Raw genomic sequence first — 5,273 nt, forward strand, 5'->3', positions numbered from 1 at the left:
GGCTTGTATAATCCGATAAATGTCTTAAATTTGCAACCGCAATACAGAACAAGTGTTGCGGTTCTTTTAAATACAAAATGCGAAAATAGCTCAGTTGGTAGAGCGCGACCTTGCCAAGGTCGAGGTCGCGGGTTCGAGCCCCGTTTTTCGCTCAAACACCTCTTAATGCTCGGATGGTGAAATTGGTAGACACGCTGGACTTAAAATCCAGTGAACAGCAATGTTCGTGCGGGTTCAAGTCCCGCTCTGAGTACAAAAGCTCCTTCATTTGAAGGAGCTTTTTTTATGACCGATAGTTAAAGATTTATATTGTTTTGATTGAAGGAATGGTCAAGTTGTTAGACGAAGTTTAATTTTATAAATACAATCAGTATGGGGGCTTTTGTAATTAGTAAGCGGTTTAATGACGAGTATAAGTTTGTTTTTACCTCTAGGAAAGGGAAAGTGGTTTTTACAAGTTTGAGTTATGAGTTGAAGTTTGAATGTGAGGAAGCTATTGAGCAATTTAAGCTTAAAAGTGATACTGCTGATTTTTTAAAGTTCAAGTCTACGTCAGGTAAATTTTATTTTAAGCTCATGCTTGAGGGGAGTCATTTTGCAACAAGCAGAAAGTATACTACGTCCTTGCGTCTTCAGAAAGGTATTGATGAAATTGTACGCTACGCATCAGTGTCAGAAACGTTAGATTTTACGTCGAATGATTTGATATTTTTAGAAGATTAAACTAAATATTGTGAAATTAAAAAGAGCGCTTGGATTTAATTCCAAGTGCTCTTTTTAATTGTGACTATACTCCAATAAAAAAGCCATCTCGCAAGGCGGATGGCTCTTAAAATTTTTAGAATTGAGTTCTAATTATTTTTTTGCAGCTTCAGTAGCAACTTCAGCAGCTTCAGTAGCAGTAGCAGCAGCAGAATCAACAACAGTTGCAGCAGAATCAACTACAGCAGCAGCAGAATCAACAACAGCAGCAGCAGAATCAACTACAGCAGCAGCGTCCTCAGCAGGTGCATCAGCTTTTTTACAAGAAACAACAGTTAATACAGCAACAGCAGCTAAACTTAAAAATACTTTTTTCATCTTAATTTAATATAAAGGTTAATTATTAATTCGTGGCAAAGATATAAATTTTTTAATATGTAAAATATTTTTTTATTTTTTTTTTGAAAAATAATATACTTTTTACCAACACTGTATTTGATTACAATTTTTGTGCCAATTTTAATAAAACAAACGGTGTTTTTTTTGTTATTAATTTTTGAGCAAAATCTGACTTTATTTTGTGTTTAACTTTTTTGTTGTCAATCTTTTACTTTTTTTTGGGTGTACCAGTTTCAACTCATTGATTAGATTTTTCGCCCCAGCGTATTTATCCATAATGAAGAGCACATAGCGGATGTCTACCATGATGTTTCTACAAATACTTGGGTCGTAATAGATGTCACTCATTGTACCTTCCCAAACGCGGTCAAAGTTCAAACCTATCAAGTTACCGCTAGCATCTAGAGCAGGGCTTCCTGAGTTGCCTCCAGTAGTGTGGTTTGTACCTATGAAACATACGGGCATTTTTCCGTTTTCAGCATACTCACCGTAGTCTTTATTTTGATACAAATCGATCAGTTTTTTAGGAACATCAAACTCATAGTCACCAGGAATGTATTTTTCCATTACACCATCTAAATACGTTATTGAGGTGTACAGTGTAGCATCTTTGGGTTCGTACCCTTTCACTTTTCCATAAGTAACACGTAAGGTACTGTTTGCATCTGGGAAAATTCTACTATCGGTATTGAGTTCTAATTGCGCTTTCATGTACGTGCGTTGCAATGCCGTAATCGTTTGGTTGATTTCGTCGTATTTAGGTGCTATTAGCGTGTTGTAGCTATCTGCAAGTTCTTTTGCTAATAGATATCCAGGATCTTTATTTAAATTCGCTAAAATGGTTGGCGCGTCTCCAGTTAAAACTTCTTTTAAGCTGTTGTAGCTCGTTAATCTTGAATTGGTGTATATTGTTGTAGCTAGATTTTTGGCGTCAATATTTTCTAAACTTTTCGGTAAAAATTGTTTTGGAGATTTTGTAGCGTACAATGCTATCAATTGTTCAAAAACTTTTTCGTCAACGGTAGCATTGAAGTTTTTATAAAAATCGGTCAAGCCGCTAACTAAATTATTTTTTCGATCCGTAAAGGCTTGTTCCCCTTTTGATTTGTATACTTGTTCTAATTGATACAATCTGAAAGCTGTACTCAATAGTTCAGTATTTCGTTGTACGGTTTCCATAAAGTAATCTCGAGCAAGCGCGTAGGGCGCAATTGCTGTGTAGTTTTTATCAAAATCAGCTAAAAGTGTACCGTATTCTTTTTCTTTACCAGCTTTAGTGATTTTTTGCTGAAAAGCTTTTTCAGCCTCTCTTTTTACAGCTACCGCATTCGATTTTTGAAGTCCTTGAGTTTCACCAATCCATTTTTTCCAATAATTAGCAATACTAGCATATTTAGAGGCGTACTGAATTTTAATAGCATTGTCTTTACGCATGAATCCATCGGCTACTTTTAAGGCTTTATCGCGAATTTCAATCTTTGCAGGATTAAGTTCGTTGACAATTTGTTCGATGGCTACAGATGGTAGGTATTCGTTGGTTTTTCCTGGATAACCAAAAACAAGCGTAAAATCATCTTCGGCTACACCGTCAAGAGAAATAGGTAAGAAGTGTTTTGGAGTATAAGGCACATTGTCTTTAGAGTATTTTGCAGGGCGGTTATTTTTATCGGCATAAATACGGAATAACGAAAAATCTCCTGTATGACGTGGCCAAACCCAATTGTCTGTGTCAGACCCAAATTTCCCTATTGATGTAGGCGGAGCTCCAACCAAGCGCACATCAGAAAAAGTCTCTGTTACAAAAAGTAGGTATTGATTGCCTTCGTAAAACGTACGAATTTTGTTTTCTTGCCAAGATTCTTTCGGGAAAGAGGCGCTCAATTTCGTGATGTTTTCTTGAATTTTTTTCTGTTTATCGGCTTCGTTTGTTAGTGTCGCTGTGCCTTCAAGAATTTGAGTAGTTACGTCTTCAATTTTCACCATAAAAGTAACAGTCAAATTTTCGTTTGGTAATTCGTCTTCCATTTTATAGGCCCAAAATCCATCAGCTAAATAATCTTTCTCAACTGATGAGTGCGATTGAATTTGAGAATAACCGCAGTGGTGATTGGTAAGTAATAAGCCTTTTGGCGAAATCACTTCAGAAGTACAGCCACCGTTAAAATGCGGCACTGCGTCTTTCATGCTAGACTGATTGACATCATAAATGTCTTTGATTGACATTTTCATGCCTAGATTCTTCATTTCGGTTTCATTCATTCCTTTCAATAAAGAGGGAATCCACATACCGCCTTGTTGCGCTTGTGTTTGAATGACAAATAGTAATAAGAACAATTTTAAAAATTTCATTGGTATATAATTTAGTTTGAGAAAAGTGTGATACAACTGGATGATTGATTTTAAATATAATGGAACAGAAAATGTTTTAGTGTCTTTTACCTTTCCAAGTTCCTCCGTATTTATATTGAGTCAATGATTTTGATTTTTCGCAGCAAGATTGGCAAACAAAAATCCAATTTTTTCCCGAGGCGATTTGAACCCGAAACATAGTATCGGCTGCAATGGAGCAAATTTCACATATTTTGGTTTTCATTTTGTTAGCTCAAGTGAGGCGTTTCATTTTAATAATCAATACTTGTTTTTAATATGTTTCTACAAAACGAATCGGCTTAGTAAAAGTTTTAAAAAGTCCGTGTTTGATTATTTTATTAGCAATTTCAATCGGTTTTAAGACGCATTAATTTTCGATTATGCATTTCAAAACCGCTGGCAAGATACAATTTTTGTGCTTTTGTATTGTGTGGTTCTACCTCAAGATAGATCAGTTTTAACGATAATTTATGGCTTTCGGCTTTTACAAAATTTATGGCTTTGCTGCCAATGCCTTTGCCTCGAGCTGTTTCTGTGACGAATAATTCATCTAAAAAAGCAACTTTTCCTTGGTATTCAAAACTAAACACAAAAGTTAGAATAAGGTAACCAACCACTTGCTCTTGGCTATAGATCAACCAAGCTTTTCCAAAGGACGGATTGTCTATAAATTGATCTAATAATTTTCTTGTCGTTTCAATAGTAATAGGATAACCATCAATGGCGTAAAAATCAACCATCAAAGCAATGACAGTATTTACATCTTGTTTATCTATTGTTTTAAAGTGAATCATATTGTTCTATTTAGTAGCGTAAAGGTAGTTAATATCGAATTTGGTCTTGCCATAACCGTTCGTCATTTCGATACAACCGTTCGTCATTTTTCGGTAAAACAACAGCAGAAGCCGTTCTATATTTGTCTCATCAAAACAAACAAAAACAATTTAAAACAAATAAAAATGAGAACAGAAATTTTAAAAAAAGGAGTAGTTGTAGTAAAAGCAGTTTTAGGTTTTATTTTAGGCTTTGCACTTTTTCATCTAGTTAAAACGTTAATCGGCTAAACTCAAATTGGCGTAGGCAATTCGAACATCATTCAATCATTCAATCAAGTAACATCTATGGGACAATACAAGGCAAACTCAATAAATTCTCAAAATTTCAATTTAACATTTGACAATCAGAAAATTGGGGAACTAATTTATGAAAAATGGTATTCTTTCAACGCTAAAATTTTAATGTCTGACGGTGCAAAATATCAACTTGAACCAAAAGGTTTTTGGGACTCAAAAATTGAGTTGAAAGACGGCACAAAAGCTTTATTAGAATTTAAAATGGGTTGGAAAGGAATAATTATCAAAACCTTTTTTGATAACAAAGAAGATACTTTTTTACTAAAACTTAACGGACTTTTGAGTAGTAAGTTTGTTTTAATTGACACAGACAAAAGAGAGTTAATGGTTGCTGAAACTGATTTTAAATGGAATAAACTTAACTATGACTATAATATTGAAACAACCCAAAACTTCGACAAGTTTGACAATAAGGAATTATTAATACTTACAATATTGCACTGCATAAATTACTATATGACAATTATTGTATCAGCAGGATAAAATGACAAAAGAAGCACAAAAAATACCCGAACCGCTAACAGCTAGAGTTTCGTTGCGTGCGAAGCACGAACAATGAAACTCGTGTTGAACGGAACCGGCAATTATCTTGTAATATGGAGTTATCGAAAAGTGTAAATAAGGCTATTTGAGAAGTGTTTCTATTTCTATTATGGAATTATCGACAAT

General features: G+C 34.5%; 6 protein-coding genes and 2 tRNA genes. 4 read left to right on the forward strand and 4 right to left on the reverse strand.

The window, feature by feature from the left end; all coding sequences use genetic code 11:
* The first annotated feature begins 79 nt into the window (after positions 1–79).
* The 3 genes from FPG59_RS13630 (at position 80) to FPG59_RS13640 (ending at position 723) form a co-directional block, all read left to right on the forward strand.
* A tRNA-Gly gene (locus FPG59_RS13630) sits at positions 80–152 on the forward strand.
* Between the two features lie 15 nt (positions 153–167).
* A tRNA-Leu gene (locus FPG59_RS13635) sits at positions 168–253 on the forward strand.
* Positions 254–372: 119 nt separating this feature from the next.
* The gene (locus tag FPG59_RS13640) at positions 373–723 is read left to right on the forward strand and encodes a DUF1508 domain-containing protein (RefSeq protein WP_086455136.1); all 351 of its coding nucleotides are present in this window, start codon (positions 373–375) and stop codon (positions 721–723) included.
* Between the two features lie 132 nt (positions 724–855).
* Here FPG59_RS13640 and FPG59_RS13645 read toward each other — a convergent pair whose 3' ends face one another.
* The 4 genes from FPG59_RS13645 to FPG59_RS13655 all read right to left on the reverse strand — a co-directional run bounded on the left by FPG59_RS13645 (position 856) and on the right by FPG59_RS13655 (position 4,265).
* A complete protein-coding gene (locus FPG59_RS13645; RefSeq protein WP_086455137.1) occupies positions 856–1,080 on the reverse strand; it encodes a hypothetical protein in 225 nt (74 codons plus the stop codon).
* Between the two features lie 195 nt (positions 1,081–1,275).
* A complete protein-coding gene (locus FPG59_RS13650) occupies positions 1,276–3,450 on the reverse strand; it encodes a S46 family peptidase (protein WP_086455138.1) in 2,175 nt (724 codons plus the stop codon).
* A gap of 76 nt (positions 3,451–3,526) precedes the next feature.
* Positions 3,527–3,694 (reverse strand): hypothetical protein, encoded by a 168-nt coding sequence (locus FPG59_RS16690; protein ID WP_176330754.1) that lies wholly within the window; start codon positions 3,692–3,694, stop codon positions 3,527–3,529.
* 124 nt (positions 3,695–3,818) lie between these two features.
* Positions 3,819–4,265, reverse strand: coding sequence for an N-acetyltransferase (locus tag FPG59_RS13655; protein ID WP_140344669.1), 447 nt, complete (start codon positions 4,263–4,265; stop codon positions 3,819–3,821).
* Positions 4,266–4,592: 327 nt separating this feature from the next.
* Between FPG59_RS13655 and FPG59_RS13665 the strand changes: the two genes are divergently transcribed.
* Positions 4,593–5,087 carry a hypothetical protein gene (locus tag FPG59_RS13665; protein ID WP_086455140.1) on the forward strand — a complete coding sequence of 165 codons (495 nt, stop codon included), beginning with the start codon at positions 4,593–4,595 and terminating at the stop codon, positions 5,085–5,087.
* The last annotated feature ends 186 nt before the right edge of the window (positions 5,088–5,273 follow it).

Origin of the sequence: Flavobacterium sp. FPG59 (assembly GCF_002150205.1) — a bacterium.
Classification (GTDB): domain Bacteria; phylum Bacteroidota; class Bacteroidia; order Flavobacteriales; family Flavobacteriaceae; genus Flavobacterium.